This is a genomic window from Abiotrophia defectiva ATCC 49176 (assembly GCF_037041345.1).
Classification (GTDB): Bacteria; Bacillota; Bacilli; order Lactobacillales; family Aerococcaceae; genus Abiotrophia.
This window is the reverse complement of the sequence record NZ_CP146287.1, coordinates 1,449,885-1,466,083: the sequence shown is the minus strand read 5'-3', so window position 1 is coordinate 1,466,083 and position 16,199 is coordinate 1,449,885. Positions and strand designations below refer to the sequence as shown.

Sequence of the window (16,199 nt, the reverse complement as noted above, 5' to 3'; positions counted from 1 at the left end):
AAGCTAGGGTGACTAAATCATAATTTGATATAATAGGGTAAAAGGGGGAGTGAGATGATGAAGTGGGAACAGTTGCTGACAGACTATCTGACCTATCAAGATCAGCACTATCGTAATCCGGCTAAACTAGATAATCCAGTAGAAATTGAGGACATGGAATGCCTCAAAAGAAGTGGCCAGGCAGCTCGGCAGGCTTTTTCGAAATTGGCGACCGCCTTCGGGCAAGCTTTTCCAGATTGGACTCAGGGGCGAGTAAGTGCCTGGATGAATCAAGCTCAAGTGGCTCGACCTCATTTTTGGGTCTATTATTTTCCACCAGAAAATCGCTCGGCTAGTCCAAGCTTTGCCCTGCGGTTAGTTTCGGATCAAGGGGCGCTTACCGTCTGCTTGGAGTTGAGTTTTATTGAACGAAGTCGCCAAGAGCAGACGCTAGCCCAACAGGCGCGAATCTTAGAAGTACCAGCACCACAAGAGGCCTATTATTGGGTTCAGGATTCACATAAGCAAACACGTCGCATGACCACAAGTGAAGAGCACCGGCAAGAGCTGGTACAAGCCTATGAGGCGGGGCAGGTACGAAAGGTGTTATTGCGGCAAGATATGGAGCCATTGTCGGACTATAGCGACTTGGAAACTCTAGTTCAGGACTTAGTTAAGGCAGTAGCTGGCTTTTGGCCCCTATACCAAGTGACTCAAAGCTAGAAAAGGAGACATGAGAATGGATTACGAGTATATAAAGGGGTCTGACTACGACTACTACACGGTGCCGGCTTTGCTTGAAGCGGGCTTGGAGCATCGTTTTATTGGTAAGCCGCTTAATTTCAAACCTGATTTTAAGGAAGCATCCGTAGAAGTTGTCAATCGAACTTTTCTAAAAGCCGATATGCCTCTAGCAGAGGTGCACCAGGTTCACGGAGCTGACATCTGCCAAGTAAGGGCCGACCAATTGGGGACAGGATGGGGCTTACGCTCTCTCGGAGACTACGATGGCTTGGTAACAGAGGCAAGCGATTTGGCCTTAATGGTCAAGATTGCGGACTGTATTCCCATTATTCTTTTTGACCCGGTTAAAAAGGTGTTTGCCCTAGTTCATTCTGGCTGGCCTGGCACACTCCAATCGATTGGCCAAAAAGCCTTAGAAGTTATGATGAGCCAATATGATGTGAGGCCATCTAATCTGCTGATTGCCTATGGGCCCGCCCTTAGCATGGAAGATTTTCAAGTTCAGGAAGATGTCTATGGTCGCTTCCAACCCTTAGAAGCAAGGCATCCCCAGTCCTTCAGGCAGGAGGATGAGCATCATTGGCTAATAGATACCAAAGGAATTAATAAGGAGCGTTTCCTCGCTATGGGGGTTCCTTTGGAACAACAATATGATGTGGCTGTGTCGACCAAACAAGCCTTAGGCTGTCATTCTTATCGGCGCGATGGAAGAGATGGCTATGGCCTGAATGCAGTTGTCGCCTATCTAAAATCCTAAGAGGAGGGAATATAATATGGCCAAAGAAAATTTAAAGATTCGTGATGCCATCATGCAAGCGCCAGAAAACCAGATTTATAGCAAGGCAGGGATTGATCCACTTTTTACGGCGCCAAAAACTGCACGATTAGTAATTGTGGGACAAGCCCCGGGTTTAGCTACTCAAGAAGCCGGTCGCCCTTGGGATGATCGCTCTGGCGATCGCTTGCGGGAATGGTTGGGGATGGATCGTTCGACTTTCTATGATTCGGATCTTTTGGCAATTCTCCCCATGGATTTCTATTATCCTGGCAAGGGTAAATCAGGCGATTTGCCACCACGCAAGGGCTTTGCAGCTAAGTGGCATCCTCAGATCCTAGCTCAATTACCAGAGGTTAGATTGACTCTATTAGTCGGACGTTATTCCCAGGACTATTATTTGGCTAAGAGCAAAAGAAGTAATCTGACAGAAACAGTCGCCCATTATCAGGACTATCTGCCGGACTATTTTCCCTTAGTCCATCCCTCACCTCTCAACCAACGCTGGTTAAAACAACATCCCTGGTTTGAGCAAGAAGTAATACCAGATTTACAAAAGTTGATTCACACAATCCTTAAGTAAAAAAAGGACTGGAGATTCTCCAGTCCTTATTTTGGTAAAACTAAATCTTCTTCTTGGCTTGAGCTAGCGTTACTTGATTGACTAGTGTCAGTGCGGCCACCGGTTGAACGTTCGCCATGAATCTCGATAATGAGTCCGTGGGGCAAGCAGATGGAAACCTGACCTGGTCGGCCCACCCAACTGGTTTTAACCGCAATTTGATCAGGGCTGTTATCTTCGCGCACGCGAATTCGTTTGCCATCACGCTCAATAATGTTATACTGTCCCGGATGTGGGTAGTAGGTTTTCTCTTCATGAGGAGCGTCTTCCGAGAGGTCGAAACGGTCCACTTCCTTGCCGTCTATTTTGATGAGGGCATAGGTGGAGGAAGATGCGAGAGTGGTCTTAGTGCTAGACGCTTCAGTAACTTGGCCGACTTCCTCCGAATTATTCAAGCCTTGGTAGTGGTAGAAGGTCAGGATATTGGGCAAGAAAGATAAGGCAATGACCCCTAAAATAATCAGGTAATCAAAAGGTTTTAATAAGCTAAATAACCGTTTCATTGAGGAATCACCACCTTGTCTAAGCACAAAACTAGTACTATTGTATAAAAAAAGGGTAGAATAAGCTAGCAATTTGTGCCGTTTTTTGGTAAGATACCATTATGCCAATAAAAAGCGCTAGCCGCTTTATAAAAAATGCAAGCAAAAGGAGTTTTAAATACCATGTCATTAAAAGCAGAATTACGCGAAAAAGTGGGCTCTGGCTCAGCTAAAAAAGTACGTGAAGCTGGTTTAGTTCCAGCAACTTTATACGGGAAAGGTTCAGAAGCTGTTTCTTTAACAGTTAACCGTCGTGAACTCGATGTTGTCTTGAAAACTCAAGGTTTGAGCCAAGCTTTTGAATTAGAATTCGACGGCAAAAAAGAAAATGTTGTCGTTAAAGCTGTTAACAAGGCTGCTTTGGCAGACGAAATCTACAGCGTAGACTTCAAACTCGCTTAATTTTAAATGATAAGTCCCGCTAGTCAGTTCTTGGCAGCGGGATTTTTTGTGGGACCCTCTGCAGGCGACCACTAAGAAGGAGAGCCTATGAAAAATCATATTGCCTTATATCAACCGCTAATGCCGGCTAACACGGGAAATATTTCCAGAACTTGTGCGGCCACCAATACCCCGCTTCATCTAATCAAGCCCTTGGGTTTTTCGACCGATGATAAGATGCTCAAGCGTGCGGGTCTAGATTACTGGGAGCATGTGGAAGTTCACTACCATGAAAGTCTGGAGGATTTCTTAGCTTATGTGGGTGAGCGACCACTCTACTTGATTACCAAGTTTGCGCCCCGCATTTATTGTCAGGCGGACCTAGCTCAAAATAGTGCTGGCCAGCAATTCTTCCTCTTCGGTAAGGAAACAACCGGCTTGCCCGCTGACTTGATGGAGGAGCGCAAGGCAGACTGCTTGCGTATTCCGATGAACGATCAGCATGTTAGGAGTTTGAATTTGTCCAATACAGCCAATATCGTCATTTATGAAGCTTTAAGACAACAAGCTTTTGAGGGATTGGATGTCACCCATCACTATCGTGATACGGACAAGGCTCGAGATCTCAACTGGTAGACTTGCGCCAGTAGCGGATTCGTGATAGTATAGAAGCAGATAAATGATGCGACGGTTTTGACTAGTACAGGATAGGACGTCTTCAGAGAGATGATGGCTGGTGTGAATCATCACGGACTAGCCCTGGAATCCACCAGAACCCTGCAGCCTATGACTCAAGTAGTGCCGGTTGCCCCCGTTACAGGCCTTAAGTGCAGGAATAATGTCCTGAAATCGGGTGGTACCGCGAAACCAAGAAGAGCCTTTCGTCCCAATAAGACGAAGGCTCTTTTTGTTATTTGGCCAAAAGGAGGAAATGAAATGTTAGATCGTAAATTATTGCGTGAACAATTTGAATGGGTGGTAGAGAAATTAGCCACTCGTGGTGTAGACCGAGAGGTATTAGAGAATTATCGCCGCCTAGATAGCGAGCGCCGTGAACTTTTGATCGACGTTGAAGGGGCTAAACAATACCGTAACCAAGTGTCTGGAGAAATCGCCCAACTCAAACGCAACAAGGAAAATGCAGATGATAAGATTGCTGAAATGAAAGAAATCGGTGACCGTATTAAGCGTGACGACGAGCGTTTGGCTCAAATCGAAGCAGATTTAGAGGCCATCGAGCATCGTTTGCCTAACCTTCCAGCTGAAGGGGTACCAGTGGGAGCCGATGAAGAGGATAACGTGGAAGTACGTCGTTGGGGCACGCCGCGCAAGTTCGACTTTACGCCACTTAATCACTGGGAAATCGCTGAAAAATTAGATATTATCGACTTTGAACGTGGTGCCAAGGTGTCTGGTAGTCGCTTTGTCTTCTACAAGGGCTTGGGGGCGCGTTTGGAGCGGGCCATCTATAACTTTATGTTGGATACTCATACCCAACACAATGGCTACCAAGAAATTATCCCGCCATACATGGTGAATGACCAATCTATGTTCGGGACAGGTCAATATCCTAAATTCGTGGAAGACACCTTCCGGGTGAATGACGAACGCGGTTTGACCCTGATTCCAACAGCTGAAGTCCCATTGACCAACTATTATGCTAACGAAATCTTACCACTTGAGAACTTGCCAATTAAATTCACTGCCTTGAGTCCTTCTTTCCGTTCTGAAGCGGGGAGTGCGGGGCGTGATACACGTGGTCTTATTCGTTTGCACCAATTTAACAAGGTAGAAATGGTTAAATATGCTCACCCAGACCATTCTTTCGAAGAATTAGAGAGTATGACCCAAAATGCTGAAGGTATTTTACAAGCCTTAGGACTGCCATACCGTGTTATTACTTTATGTACTGGTGACATGGGCTTCTCAGCAACTAAGACCTATGACTTAGAAGTCTGGATTCCAGGCCAAGATACTTACCGTGAAATTTCTTCTTGCTCAAACTGTGGCGACTTCCAAGCTCGTCGTGCTAAGATTCGCTTCCGCAATGCTGATGACAAGGTGGAATATGTTCACACCTTGAATGGCTCAGGTTTGGCGGTAGGGCGGACCTTCGTGGCCATCCTAGAAAACTACCAACAAGCGGACGGCTCTGTTAAGATTCCTGAAGCCTTGGTACCTTACATGAACGGTATTACCGAAATTCCAGCTAAAAAATAAATAGTAAGAGGCTAAAACAAAAGTTTTAGCCTCTTTTCTGATGATCAACAAATCAAAAAAGAGCTAGAGATTATCCCTAGCTCCTAATAGCTTGCGCTTATTTTAAGATTAATTTACCAATTTCTTGGCCACGGCTTACTTGACCTGAAGCAGTGAGTTCGAAGCTTTCTACTAAATCATTACCGTTAGTGAAAATCACGATCATGGCATTATCTTTGCCTTCAGCTGCTAATTGGTCTAAGTCAACGCTTGATACTAAGGTGTTAGCATCAACCTGTTGAGCGTCAGAAACCTTGGTGTCGAACGGACCACCGTTAAGTGCTACAGTATCAATCCCCATGTGGAGCAATACTTCTAAGGCACCAGACTTGAAGCCAACTGCATGTTTAGTAGGGAAGACATTGACCACTTCACCTGCAACAGGCGCAGAAATTTCACCATTAGAAGGGACGATTGCGAAGCCATCACCCATCATTTTTTGCGCGAAGACGATGTCGTTTACTTCTTCGATGTTGATCAATTGACCATCAGCGACAGCGTAGAGTGTTACTTCTTTTGAAACGGGAGCCGCTTCTTCTTTTTTCTTTTTGAAAAATCCAAACATGATCCTATCTCCTTTGTGTTTGAAATTTATTTCTTGTCCTTATCATACCACATTCTTTGCGAGAAGTTCAATGCATTTAATGCCAAGATGGTGTATAATGGGTGATAGCTTATAGAGAAAGGACTTAAAATATGAATGGAATTATAGAATTAGTGAAGGTAATCATCCTTGGGATTGTTGAGGGGATTACCGAATGGCTACCGATTTCTTCGACTGGCCATATGCGTTTAGTGGATGCTTTTATGCCACTACAACTGGAAAAGGCCTTTACGGATATGTTCTTTGTGGTCATTCAGCTGGGGGCTATCTTAGCAGTAATGGTGGTCTTCTTCCACAAACTTAATCCGCTGTCGCCAAGCAAGTCAGCAGGAGAAAAGAAAAATACCTGGCTTTTATGGTCTAAGGTGATTGTGGCGACTATGCCAGCCTTTGTTCTGGGTTTCCTCTTAGATGACTTAATGGACCAATACTTCGACAAGCCATGGGTCTATGCTATTACTTTTACCGTCTACGGTTTAGCCTTTATCTGGGTGGAATCAGGCAAGCGTAAAGCTAAAGCAAGCCGTATCAATAGTTTAGAAGCCATTAGCTATAAAGATGCTGCCCTCATGGGGCTATGGCAGTGCTTGGCCTTGGTGCCAGGGACTTCTCGTTCTGGGGCTACTATTATCGGGGCGCTCTTAATGGGAACCAAACGCTATGTAGCGACTGAATTCTCCTTCTTCATGAGTATCCCAGTCATGTTTGGGGCAAGTTTCCTCAAGTTAGTGAAGTTTGGCTTCCACTATACAGCGGCTGAAGCGACTTATCTAATCTTAGGGATGTTGATTGCCTTCGGGGTATCACTCTTAGTCATCAACTTCCTTTTGGGTTATATCAAGAAACACGACTTCAAGGTTTTCGGTTACTACCGTGTAGCCTTAGGGATCTTAGTAGCAGTACTTTACTTGCTAGGAGTGTTTAAAGGCAAATAAAAAATGTCTGGGACCTATTAAGGGTTCCAGACATTTTTTATTATCAAAGTTAGATAGGATAGATACAGACACATTCAGGCTCCTGGGTCTCTGCCTCGATGAAGGTGACAAGGCCACTGTCAGCATCTCGACTGAAGACAGCGATATGGTCACTGTCTTGGTGGGGCACAAGGAGGTAAGTCTGGTCTTGGCTTAGGACGAAGTCCCGTGGAATCTGTCCACCACTGGCAATTTCTTGAATCTTAAGAGGCTGCTGAGGGTCGGCCAGGGAAAAGACGCAGATGACATCATGGAAGCGGCTGGAAGTATAGAGAAAACGACCGTCCTGGCTGATGCGAATGGCAGCACTAGCGGCAGATTCTAAAAATTCAGGATCTAGCAGGGCTTGCTCATGGACCAAGCTAAGTTGACCTCTTGAATCAAGGGCTAGGGTTAGAAGGCTATTAGCCAGCTCGCCAATGACATATACTAGATTTTGACTCGGATGAAAGACTAGGTGACGAGGACCAGTTCCCGGTGGACAAGTAAAGGTCTGAACCAAACTGAGAGCTCCAGAGCTAGGGGTTACGTCATAGACATAAATTTTGTCACTGCCCAAATCGCAGACATAGAGCAGGTCGCCCTCAGGATTTAAGCCCACAAAATGGATATGGGCACTGGCTTGATTAGGGTGAACGCTAGATCCCACATGTTCGTGGCGTTCGAAAGGACTTAAGACAGCCTGGTCATAATGGTAACTATCAATGGAGCCTTCATGGTAATTAGCGACATAGACGGTCTGACTGGCTTCATGGACGGCTAGATGGCAGCCAGGGATTTTGGTATTGAGTAGGCGGCTGACTTCCTGCCAGTCCTTACCCTGGTGTCTAAAGGCTACCAAGCCACTTTCTTCCTGACCGCGGTGAAGGGCGAAAAGGGTGCCACTTTCCTTGGCATAGGCTAGAAAAGTAGGTTGATTGAGTTTAGCAATCAGCTGTGGCTCGCTTAAATGGCCAGTAACAGGGTCAAAGTCAAGGCTTGAAATTCCTTGGTTGCGCCCCTTAGTGTAGCCACCTAGGATATAGGTTTCCGTCATAAAATCAGGTCCTTTCGCAAATGATTTGAGTTTTATAGCCTTGGCCGTGTATAAATCTAAGACAAGGCACCTATCCTTATGGTAGAATAAGATGACAGAAATTTCAAGGAGGGAGTTCTATGCAAGAACACACACCAAAACGCCAGTCGTCTTGGTTTACCCGTCAATTCCTAAATAGCCAGATGGTAGTCAGTCTTCTGATTTTGCTCTTGGTTTTATTAATTATTTGGGTCTTTACTAGAATTACACACGTTTTCGCGCCAATTGGGGTGGTCATTGATGTGGCAGCTTTCCCAATTATTACCTCAGGGGTTCTCTATTATTTGCTCTATCCTCTAGTGGATAAGCTAGAAGCGCGGGGAATGAATCGCCAGTGGGCCATTTGGGCTATTTTTATTGGCTTAATTCTATTGTCAGCTTGGGGAATTGCCTCCCTTATTCCGACCCTACAGACTCAGATTCTGAGCTTTGCTCGTAGTCTGCCTAAGTACTATGATGAAATCTACCATATGTTGTATCAGTCACCTTTTCTGACTGAGAATAAGGAAGTCACCCAACGTCTGCAGTCCTTCCTAGATGGTTTCGATTTCCGCAGTATGGCAGAGCAACTAAGTCGTTTTGCTTCTTCGACCTTCGGTAGTCTAGGGTCCGTGGTTGGGGCAGTGACCTCCGTCATTATGGGGCTCTTGACCGTGCCGATTATTCTCTATTATCTCTTGGCAGATGGTCAGCGTTTGGGCGATTATATTCTGAAATTCGTGCCGACTAAGCACCGTGCCATGGCATCTCGTATGATGTATCAAGGGCACTATCAAGTGGCCCAATATATTCGGGGCCAAATCATTGTGGCAATCTGCGTTGCCATTATGTTCTCTATTGGTTACAGTATTGTCGGGCTAGACTATGCTATTGCCCTTGGGGTCGTGTCTGGTTTCCTCAATATTATTCCCTTCCTAGGATCCTTCATCGCAGTGATTCCGGCCTTTATCATTGCCTTGATTACCAGTCCTGTTATGGTCCTGAAGGTGGCCATTGTCATGATGGTCGAGCAAACCATCGAAGGGCGTTTTATTGCCCCACAAGTTCTGGGGAATAACCTCAAGATTCATCCGGTAACCATTCTGATTGTGCTCTTATCAGCTGGTAAGGCCTTCGGTTTAGTCGGGGTCATCCTAGGGGTGCCAGGTTACGCCGTTATTAAAGTAATCGTGGGTGAGTTTTATGAATTATATCGTGAGCGTTCTGGGGCATATGGTCCCAAAGAAGCTATCCAAGCTCCAACAGACCAAACTAGCCAAGAACTTGCTAGCAATGAAAGAAAGTAGTGATAGGATGTCAGTAAAACAAGTATTCAAACGTTTGACCCTATTGGGTCTAGCCCTAGCGACCGGCTTGAGCCAAGGAGCACTCTTAGTCAGTGCTCAGACTGAGTCATCTTCCAGTGGCCAGGTCAAGATGGTAGACCCAGCCGAGTCTAGCTCTTCCTTCCAAGAGGCGGATACCTCGGTTAGTCGTGAGGCCTACAATCAATTAGAAGAATTGCTCAAGCAAAATAGTCAGGTAAAAATTAATCCCCAAGCCTTCTACCAAACAGATGATGATTTTAAGGCAGACCAACAGAACTTTGCCGTGACAGTGGATATGCTGCGACTCTACACAGTTAATAGTTTTGCCAAAGAATTAGAGAATGAGTTCAACTTTGAAGAAGGTGGTGGGGGATTAGTGGTCATGCACGTCTCTATCACCAACAAGACCAAAGAAACCGTGCATTATCCGATTGAGGAGCTTAAGTTATCTTATAACGAGGCCAGTTTAGAAGTATCGCCAAGTTATCAACTCTACCCTGCAGAGGATGGCAACCTAGCTCAAACCTTATCTGACAATAAGGGGACCATTGATGCCGGTCAAACAGTGTCTGGCTACCTAGTCTTTGGTTTAAGCGCTAGTTCAGTCAAACGTGTTCAGGAAGATGGCTACTTCTATATCAAGGTAGTTTCTCCTAAGCGTAGCGAATCTGATATTACCGGGATTAGTGTTAATAGTTTAGGTGACGAGCAGTTACTTTATCTGCCAGCCAAGGATGAAGCGGCTAAATCACTCAAAGAATCTGCCACTCATGTACCAGACCGTCTAACCACAGAATACTGGGGGACTAAGAGAGTCTTGGCTGACGATAAGCCTAAGCTTAAGGAAAGTGATGAAGGTATCGATGTGACGATTACGCGTTTGGAAGTCAGTGATTTCCAACCAAATAGCTACAACGAAGAATCCTTCCGTAACTTTAAATATGGGGCGGTGATTGTTTCCGTCGAATATGATGTGACCAACAAGTCCCAGAAGACGCTCTTGCCAGTTGATGGCAATACAGTCTTAACCATTAATGGGGATCCGATTAATAGTGACTATGTCTTAACCAACCAGGTTTATGGTAAGGAATTGGCGCCTGGTCAAACCTATCATGTTATCAAGACTTTCGCCTTGGACAAGAGTCGCTACCAAGAACTCTGGCAAGGTCATGATTATAGCCTAACCATTTCCGTTCCTGAAAAGAAACCAGTAGTGGATTCTGCAAGCTCAAGCCAAGAGGGGCAAGAAGGTCAAGCTGATCCAGAAACTCAAGGAGCTCAAGTGCAAGGCCAAACTGCCAACCCAGCGCCTGAAGTGACCACTTATAGTGTTACCTTCAATTTGGTGCCTAAGCTGATTCAGACGCTTAGCGAAGACCTGAAGCTTCAACCTTCTAATAGCACAAGCAATAGTCAAAACCCATAGTAGGGAAGGGCTGGGATCTAGGTCTCAGCCTTTTTCTTATGGTTAGGATGGGTGGCCTGTTCTTTTTTTGTTTTTGCGTCAACCTTATCCTGTCGATAGGTTGACATTAAGGAGCGAATTGCCTATACTCATAACATAGCTATTATTCTAGGGGCCCTAGCCCCAAATAAAGGAGTTTTTCTAATGTTCAATGATTTTAAAGATGTTCGTGTCTTAACCCGCATGGCCTTAGGCTTGGCAGTCTTAATCGTCTGCTCCTATTTGTCCTTCCCCTTGTGGGGTTTCCCAGCACCTATTACCATGCAGACTTTTGCACTCTGCTTGATTGGTTTGGTCTATAAACCTAAACAAGCCTTAGCGATTATCTTACTCTACCTATTGCTAGGGGCTGTAGGCTTACCGGTATTTGCTGGTGGTCGCGGTGGATTTGCCTCTTTTGTAGGGCCAGCAGGGGGTTACCTCTTCTCCTTCCCAATTGCCTATACCTTGCTCTCTATCTTCAAGGGCAAAAAGCCAAGCTTTGTCTCTTATGCTTTGCGAACTCTCATCATCACCGTTCCAATTGTAACGGTCATGGGGATTTGGGGCTTCGTGCAATTCGCGCATATGGATTTAACTAAAGCAGTGACGACTGCCTTGATCTTTGTACCAGGTGACATCCTCAAAGCAGTTGTATCAGGTTTCTTAGCAGACCGTCTGCAGGTGGTAACACGTCATTTTAACTAAGCATCTTCCTGCCCGGGAAACAAGTGATTGAACTTGGTTCCCGGGCTTTTTTTGGTTATAATAAATGAGAATGTGAGTAGGAAGGAAGCACTATATATGACTAATTCTAGAAGTAGCTGGCCTCAAGCTATGGTAGCATGGGACCAGGCCCGCGTCCAGGCCTTTCGTAAAGACCTCCTAGCCTGGTACGATAAAAATAAGCGTGATTTGCCCTGGCGTAAGAGTCAGGATCCCTATGCCATCTGGGTCAGCGAGATTATGTTGCAACAAACCCAGGTGGCTACTGTTATTCCCTATTATCAACGATTTATGACGGCCTTGCCCACAGTGGCCGACTTGGCTCAAGCACCAGAAGAGACCCTGCTCAATCTCTGGCAGGGGCTGGGCTACTATAGCCGAGTCCGCAATATGCAGGCAGCGGCTCAACAAGTTATGACTGACTTTGGCGGTCAGATGCCTGACCAAGTTGACAGCCTCTTAAGTCTCAAAGGGATTGGGCCCTATACGGCAGCTGCTATCGCCTCCATGGCCTTTGGTCGGGTGGCGCCGGCCCTGGACGGCAACCTCTTCCGGATTGTAGCTCGTCTCTTCCGGCTCAAAGACGATATTGCCCTGCCTAAAAGCCGTAAGGTCTTTATGGAAATTCTAGATATTTTGATTGACCCAGATCGGCCGGGAGATTTTAATCAGGCCATGATGGATTTGGGTGCCTGTGTCATGACACCAAGCAATCCCCGGCCAGACAATCATCCCTTGGCTGCTTATGATGCTTCCTATCAAGTTGGGGATTCTGACCAATATCCGGTCAAGAGCAAAAAGGTCAAACAAACCCGGCATGATTTGACCGCTTATTTTGTTCTTGATAGCCAAGGCAATTGGCTCTTGCGCCGACATGGGGAGGCTGAACTCCTGACGGGCCTTTGGCACTTCCCAATGTTGGAACAAAGCATGGTCTATGAAGAAGTGACGGCGGCCGAATTGACTGAGCCACTCTTAGATTGGCTAAGGGAAGAAGCTCTAGTAGAGGGTGATAGTCCCCTAAGTAGCCAAGTAATGAGTCCAGGCCTGGGCCAAGTCAAGCATGTCTTCAGCCACCGCATTTGGCAGGTACAGTTGGTAGGTTTGCGGCTGGATACGACTAGTCCCCTCCAAGAAGGCTGGTGCTGGGTGGCGCCAGAGGCTGTTGGCCAGCTACCTCTGTCTACCTTGCAGGAAAAACTCATGCAGGTCCTAGTTCATGAAAGAGAGGCCGTCCGATGAAATCCTTATGGTCTTTTTTTAAGGGCTACCGTGGGGTGGCCCTTTTGGGGCCCTTGCTTAAGTTGGCGGAAGCCCTACTTGAATTAGCGGTACCCTTGGTAGTGGCCCAAATTATTGACCGCATCTTGACGGGTGACGGTGCTATTTGGGGATCCATTGTCTTGCTGTTGGGCTTGGCCCTGGCGGGTGTCCTCATGGCCATTACGGCCCAGTATTTTTCAGCCAAGGCGGCCATTGGCTATACCCGGCAATTGACCCAGGCCCTCTATCAAAAGATTAGTCGTCTATCAGAGTCGCAACGTCAGACTATAGGGGAATCCAGTTTGATTACGCGAGTGACCAATGACAGCTATCAAGTGCAGACGGGGCTTAATATCTTCTTCCGTCTCTTCTTGCGGTCACCTTTTATTGTCTTCGGGGCGACCTATATGGCCTGGCAGCTCAATGCCCAGTTGGCCAGCTATCTCCTAGTCATGATTCTGGTTCTATATCTTATTTTGGCAGTCTTAATGGGGCTAACAGCGCCTGGACATGCCAAGATTCGCCAAGCTACTGACCGAGTAGTCCAAGTCACGCAAGAAGGCATGGCGGGTTATCGAGTCATCCGGAGTTTTAACCAGGTAGATGGCTATCTGTCTACCTATAACCAGGTTAATCAAAACTTGCTTGGCCATCAATTAAAGACCGGCTTTCTGGCAGCTCTAACTAATCCGCTGACTTACCTAGTCGTTAATGTCACCACGGTCTTAGTCCTCTGGCAAGGGGATTGGGCCCTGGGTCAAGGATTGCTAGCCAAAGGGGCGCTGGTGGCTCTGGTCAACTATTTGACCTTGATTTTGGGTGAGTTGATTAAAACAACCATTGTCCTAGGTAACCTCAACAAGGCCTGGATTAGTGCTCAGAGAATTCAAGCAGTCCTGGCTATGCCAGAAGAGGACCCAGGCCAGAAAACAAGTAGCCAAGTGACGCGAGGCACTTCCGCTTCGACCTGGCAGGCGCAGTATCTGTCCTACACCTATCCAAGTAGTCCCATGCCGACCATTAAGCAGGTTAGCTTGCAACTTCAAGAAGGTCAATGGCTGGGCCTGACCGGGGTAACCGGGGCAGGTAAGACTAGTCTAATCAAACTCCTACTGGGCATCTTACCGGCTGACCAGGGTAGCCTAGTGGGGCCAGATGCTGAAAATTTAGCCTGGGTGCCTCAACAAGCCCAACTCTTCAAAGGGACCATTCGCTCTAATCTACTCTTGGCCCAAGACAAGGCTAGTGACCAGGACTTATGGCAGGCCTTAGCCCTGGCTCAAGCAGACGACTTTGTTGCCGAAAAGGGTGGGCTGGATGCCCAAGTCACAGCCTTTGGTCGTAATTTCTCGGGTGGCCAACGGCAAAGACTGACTGTGGCCCGAGCCTTGCTTAAGGCCAAAAAAGGCCTGATTCTAGATGATGCGACTTCAGCCCTGGACTATGCCACCGAAAGTCGCCTCCTATCTGGCCTAAAGGCGGCGCGACCTGACCTCATGGTCATCATGGTTTCGCAGCGTTTGAATGCCTTGCGTTTTGCTGACCAAATCTTGGTCTTAGAAGATGGCCAGACCACGGGTTATGGCCCAGCCCAAGACTTGGCCCAATCCAATCCTTATTACCGGACCCTAGTCCAGACCCAAAGCCAGGGAGGTGACCGCCAATGACGCAAGGTCAAGTCATGAAACGCCTACTTAAAGGCTTGGCTAGTCGACCATGGCTCATGAGCCTAGCCTTGCTGTCTACCTTAATCCAGGCCGGTCTCGTCCTCTATCTACCCGTCCTGATTGGTCGGGCCATTGACTGGATTGGGACAGGGCAAGCGCAAGTCCTGCAAGATTTGCTGGTCCAAATGTTAGTGCTTATTGCCCTAACCATTGCCTTCCAGTGGCTTAATCCTTGGCTCTACAATCAACTGGTCTATGGCCATATGGCCGAGCTAAGACAAAAGGTCATGGCCCAGCTCCAAGTTAGTCCGGTGCCTGCCCTTGATGGCTTTGGGCTGGGAGACTTGGTCAGCCGTCTGACCAACGACTTGGAGCAATTAACGGATGGCCTTATGATGCTCTTCACCCAACTCATGAGTGGCCTCTTCACTATTGGCGTGACCCTCTATCTCATGGCGGGCATGGACTTGGTCCTCTTTGGCTTGGTAGTCATTCTGACCCCAGTCTCCCTCTTCATTGCCCGTTTTATCGCCAAACAAAGCTATCACCGCTATCGGGACCAAGCTCAGACCCGGAGTGACCAGGCTCAGCGGGTAGAAGAGACCATTCGCCAAATGACCTTGCTGCAGGAACTAGATGCCCAGGAGTTCCTAGCTGACGAGTTTCAAACCTTGAACCAGGTCTATAGCCAGGCAAGCTTGGGGGCGACCTTCTATTCTTCAACGGTTAATCCTATGACCCGTTTCGTCAATGCCTTGATTTATGCCCTCTTAATTGGAGTGGGGGCTAGTCGGGTAGTGGGCGGCCAGTTTACGGTAGGGGAATTGGTGACTTTTCTGGCCTATGCCACCCAGTACACCAAACCCTTCAATGATATCTCCTCCGTCTTATCGGAACTTCAGGGGGCCATTGCCTGTGCCGAACGTCTCTACCAAATTCTGGATTTACCAAGCTTGGTTGAAAGTGCAAGACTTGATCTAGCAGGAGACCAGGTTCAAGGCGCTGTTGACTTTGTCGACATGGCCTTCTCCTATGACCCATCCCAACCCCTGATCCAAGACTTCAATCTGCATGTGCCGCCTGGCAGTATGGTAGCCGTAGTGGGGCCAACTGGTGCCGGTAAATCTACCATGATTAACCTGCTCATGCGCTATTATGAGCCAAGCTCTGGGGCCATTGAGCTAGATGGCCAAGCTATTGCCACCTATCGACGACAATCTTGGCGCGATCAACTTGGCTTGGTGCCCCAGGAAACCTGGCTCTTTACTGGGACGGTCCATGACAATATTGCTTTTGGCCGACCAGAGGCCAGTCGCCAGGAAGTAGTCGCTGCGGCTAAGGCGGCCAAGGCTCATCACTTTATTGAACTCCTGCCTCAGGGCTATGACACTATCCTGTCAGGACAGGGTGGGGGACTGTCGCAAGGTCAGGCCCAATTGCTGGCCTTGGCTCGAATTTTCATTAAGCCACCTAAGGTTTTATTGCTGGATGAGGCGACCTCGTCCATCGATGCTTATACCGAGCTCAAGGTCCAAGAGGCCTTCAACCAGCTTATGGCAGGCCGGACTAGCTTTGTTATTGCCCACCGCTTGGCTACCATTCGCAGCGCGGACCTAATTATTGTCATGAATCATGGGGCCATTGTAGAGCAAGGGACTCATGAACAACTCATGGCCAAGCGCCAACTTTACTACCAAATGCAAGAAGAAGTCTAAGACTTTTCAGAAAAATTTGCTAAGTCCGCATAAAGCCTTAGCATAATAGGTGAAATTGTGCTATAATATCGGAGTATTGGTTAACGGTCGAAGTACCGGTTCAATTTGGAACGGAAAGTAGG

The 16,199-nt window shown here is 47.2% G+C and carries 16 protein-coding genes; 13 read left to right on the top strand and 3 right to left on the bottom strand.

Translation table 11 applies throughout. The features are described from left to right. The first annotated feature begins 54 nt into the window (after positions 1–54). From V7R82_RS06840 to V7R82_RS06830, 3 genes are read left to right on the top strand one after another with little or no spacing between them, the layout of a single operon-like run. Complete coding sequence (locus V7R82_RS06840) at positions 55–702, top strand: hypothetical protein (protein WP_338542100.1); 648 nt, start codon at positions 55–57, stop codon at positions 700–702. 16 nt (positions 703–718) lie between these two features. Next, the gene (locus tag V7R82_RS06835) at positions 719–1,480 is read left to right on the top strand and encodes a polyphenol oxidase family protein (RefSeq protein WP_338542099.1); all 762 of its coding nucleotides are present in this window, start codon (positions 719–721) and stop codon (positions 1,478–1,480) included. A 16-nt stretch (positions 1,481–1,496) separates the two neighbouring features. Continuing rightward, complete coding sequence (locus tag V7R82_RS06830; RefSeq protein WP_338542098.1) at positions 1,497–2,081, top strand: uracil-DNA glycosylase family protein; 585 nt, start codon at positions 1,497–1,499, stop codon at positions 2,079–2,081. Positions 2,082–2,107: 26 nt separating this feature from the next. Here the strand turns inward: V7R82_RS06830 and V7R82_RS06825 are convergent, their stop codons facing one another. After that, complete coding sequence (locus V7R82_RS06825; RefSeq protein ID WP_338542097.1) at positions 2,108–2,623, bottom strand: NusG domain II-containing protein; 516 nt, start codon at positions 2,621–2,623, stop codon at positions 2,108–2,110. A gap of 162 nt (positions 2,624–2,785) precedes the next feature. Between V7R82_RS06825 and V7R82_RS06820 the strand changes: the two genes are divergently transcribed. The 3 genes from V7R82_RS06820 (at position 2,786) to serS (ending at position 5,263) form a co-directional block, all read left to right on the top strand. Then, positions 2,786–3,064 carry a hypothetical protein gene (locus tag V7R82_RS06820; RefSeq protein ID WP_070755248.1) on the top strand — a complete coding sequence of 93 codons (279 nt, stop codon included), beginning with the start codon at positions 2,786–2,788 and terminating at the stop codon, positions 3,062–3,064. Positions 3,065–3,151: 87 nt separating this feature from the next. Then, positions 3,152–3,679: a tRNA (uridine(34)/cytosine(34)/5-carboxymethylaminomethyluridine(34)-2'-O)-methyltransferase TrmL gene (gene trmL, locus V7R82_RS06815; RefSeq protein ID WP_338542096.1), complete on the top strand. Its 528-nt coding sequence runs from the start codon at positions 3,152–3,154 to the stop codon at positions 3,677–3,679. A 300-nt stretch (positions 3,680–3,979) separates the two neighbouring features. Continuing rightward, positions 3,980–5,263 carry a serine--tRNA ligase gene (gene serS / locus V7R82_RS06810; protein WP_291431219.1) on the top strand — a complete coding sequence of 428 codons (1,284 nt, stop codon included), beginning with the start codon at positions 3,980–3,982 and terminating at the stop codon, positions 5,261–5,263. Positions 5,264–5,360: 97 nt separating this feature from the next. Here the strand turns inward: serS and V7R82_RS06805 are convergent, their stop codons facing one another. Further along, positions 5,361–5,867, bottom strand: coding sequence for a PTS sugar transporter subunit IIA (locus tag V7R82_RS06805; protein ID WP_291431221.1), 507 nt, complete (start codon positions 5,865–5,867; stop codon positions 5,361–5,363). 131 nt (positions 5,868–5,998) lie between these two features. Between V7R82_RS06805 and V7R82_RS06800 the strand changes: the two genes are divergently transcribed. Then, positions 5,999–6,841, top strand: a complete 843-nt coding sequence (locus tag V7R82_RS06800) for an undecaprenyl-diphosphate phosphatase (protein ID WP_338542092.1) — start codon at positions 5,999–6,001, stop codon at positions 6,839–6,841. Between the two features lie 49 nt (positions 6,842–6,890). On the opposite strand, the gene V7R82_RS06795 is transcribed toward V7R82_RS06800, so the two are convergent. Further along, a complete protein-coding gene (locus V7R82_RS06795) occupies positions 6,891–7,916 on the bottom strand; it encodes a lactonase family protein (protein ID WP_338542090.1) in 1,026 nt (341 codons plus the stop codon). Between the two features lie 119 nt (positions 7,917–8,035). On the opposite strand from V7R82_RS06795, the gene V7R82_RS06790 reads away from it, so the two are divergent. The 6 genes from V7R82_RS06790 to V7R82_RS06765 all read left to right on the top strand — a co-directional run bounded on the left by V7R82_RS06790 (position 8,036) and on the right by V7R82_RS06765 (position 16,077). Further along, positions 8,036–9,241, top strand: a complete 1,206-nt coding sequence (locus V7R82_RS06790) for an AI-2E family transporter (protein WP_338542088.1) — start codon at positions 8,036–8,038, stop codon at positions 9,239–9,241. A gap of 7 nt (positions 9,242–9,248) precedes the next feature. Continuing rightward, on the top strand, positions 9,249–10,688 hold the full coding sequence (locus tag V7R82_RS06785; RefSeq protein ID WP_338542086.1) for a hypothetical protein: 1,440 nt from the start codon (positions 9,249–9,251) through the stop codon (positions 10,686–10,688). A 183-nt stretch (positions 10,689–10,871) separates the two neighbouring features. After that, the gene (locus V7R82_RS06780; RefSeq protein ID WP_023391070.1) at positions 10,872–11,414 is read left to right on the top strand and encodes a biotin transporter BioY; all 543 of its coding nucleotides are present in this window, start codon (positions 10,872–10,874) and stop codon (positions 11,412–11,414) included. A gap of 96 nt (positions 11,415–11,510) precedes the next feature. After that, complete coding sequence (gene mutY, locus V7R82_RS06775) at positions 11,511–12,674, top strand: A/G-specific adenine glycosylase (protein ID WP_338542084.1); 1,164 nt, start codon at positions 11,511–11,513, stop codon at positions 12,672–12,674. Further along, the gene (locus V7R82_RS06770) at positions 12,671–14,362 is read left to right on the top strand and encodes an ABC transporter ATP-binding protein (protein WP_338542083.1); all 1,692 of its coding nucleotides are present in this window, start codon (positions 12,671–12,673) and stop codon (positions 14,360–14,362) included. The genes mutY and V7R82_RS06770 overlap by 4 nt, the downstream gene beginning before the upstream one ends. Continuing rightward, a complete protein-coding gene (locus tag V7R82_RS06765) occupies positions 14,359–16,077 on the top strand; it encodes an ABC transporter ATP-binding protein (protein ID WP_338542082.1) in 1,719 nt (572 codons plus the stop codon). Before V7R82_RS06770 ends, V7R82_RS06765 begins: the two co-directional genes overlap by 4 nt. Positions 16,078–16,199: the final 122 nt, after the last annotated feature.